Source organism: Allobosea sp. CER48, from assembly GCF_044752385.1.
Lineage (GTDB): Bacteria > Pseudomonadota > Alphaproteobacteria > Rhizobiales > Beijerinckiaceae > Allobosea.
This window is the reverse complement of record NZ_JBIWYK010000678.1, coordinates 1-1,301: the sequence shown is the minus strand read 5'-3', so window position 1 is coordinate 1,301 and position 1,301 is coordinate 1. Positions and strand designations below refer to the sequence as shown.

At 65.0% G+C, this 1,301-nt stretch carries 1 protein-coding gene and 1 pseudogene; both read left to right on the top strand.

Annotated features, from left to right (window positions below):
• A pseudogene (locus ACIPIA_RS16510) lies at positions 1–495 on the top strand (hypothetical protein); the annotation flags it as partial.
• Between the two features lie 182 nt (positions 496–677).
• Positions 678–1,100 (top strand): RNA polymerase-binding protein DksA, encoded by a 423-nt coding sequence (dksA, locus tag ACIPIA_RS16505; protein WP_400511058.1) that lies wholly within the window; start codon positions 678–680, stop codon positions 1,098–1,100.
• Positions 1,101–1,301: the final 201 nt, after the last annotated feature.

The window sequence follows — 1,301 nt, the reverse complement described above, 5'->3', positions numbered from 1 at the left end:
CTCGAGGAAATCCCGCGTCGCATCGGCTATGCCTTGTCCAAGGAGCCTGTCCGTGCCCGGCCCGACGGCTATTGGGACTACGAGGCGGGCTACCGGGATCAAGGGTACGAAACCAACCCGGTTCTGCGCGCAAAGCTGGATGTGCCGACCGAGACCGGCGGCGACAACGTCGAGGGGCCCTTCCCTGCGGCCGAGGCGCTGGAGAGGCTCATGGCTGCCGCTCCCGCCGAGACGGCGCTGATTCTGCTGCGCCCGCCTGCCTATGTCACCGCGCTGCCGAAACCCGGTACGCGCGATGCGGCCGCGGATGCCGCGTGCCGCTCCGCCTTCGCAGAGCTGGCAGCGCGCCGGCCCCGGACAACCCTCATCGACTGGCGCCTGGACCGGCCCGAACTGAGCGACTCAGCGCTGTTCTTCGACCACACGCACTATCGCCAGCCGATCGCCCGCCTCGTGGAGGCGGATGTCGCCCACGCGATCAAGGACATGAAGTGATCGGAAACGGCCCGAAAATCGCCTCAGAACCGCGATTCCGGCGCGATGATCACGAAGCAGTTGAAGGCCTGTCAGAAGCGATTGTTCCGGTTGAAACGGATCGCTATAAGGGCGCCAAATCGGCTCACCCTCCCGCGGCAAAGCCGGTGGGCGCGTGAGCGGACAACTCAGAGAGCGGGCCCATGTCGAAGCAGATCATCCTCGATGCGGACTACAAGCCGAGCGATGACGAGCCGTTCATGAACGATCGTCAACGTGAGTATTTCCGCGGCAAGCTCCTCGCCTGGAAGGACGAGATCCTGAAGGAAGCGAAGGAGACACTCGCCACCCTGCAGAGCGAGAACGAGAATCACCCGGATATCGCGGACAGGGCCTCCTCCGAGACCGACCGCGCCATCGAGCTGCGCGCCCGCGATCGCCAGCGCAAGCTCATCGCCAAGATCGACGCCGCGATTTCCCGGATCGACGACGGCTCCTATGGATACTGCGAGGAGACCGGCGAGCCGATTTCGCTGAAGCGCCTCGAAGCCCGCCCGATCGCCACCCTGTCGCTGGAAGCGCAGGAGCGCCATGAGCGCAACGAGCGCGTCTTCCGCGACGATTGAGCGGCAAGCGGCCGGAAGGATTGATCTATCGAGACCCCGTGCCTTCGGCGCGGGGTCTTTCGTATCTGGCGAGCCCTCGCCGGACGGCGCTGGGCGGCAAGTGGGCCGGCCTCGGCCCGCCTTCTCGGAACTGCTCGTTCCCGCCCATGCAAGGTTCTCGGGCGCAATTCGTCTTACCCGAACAAGAGAAGAAAATTCTAT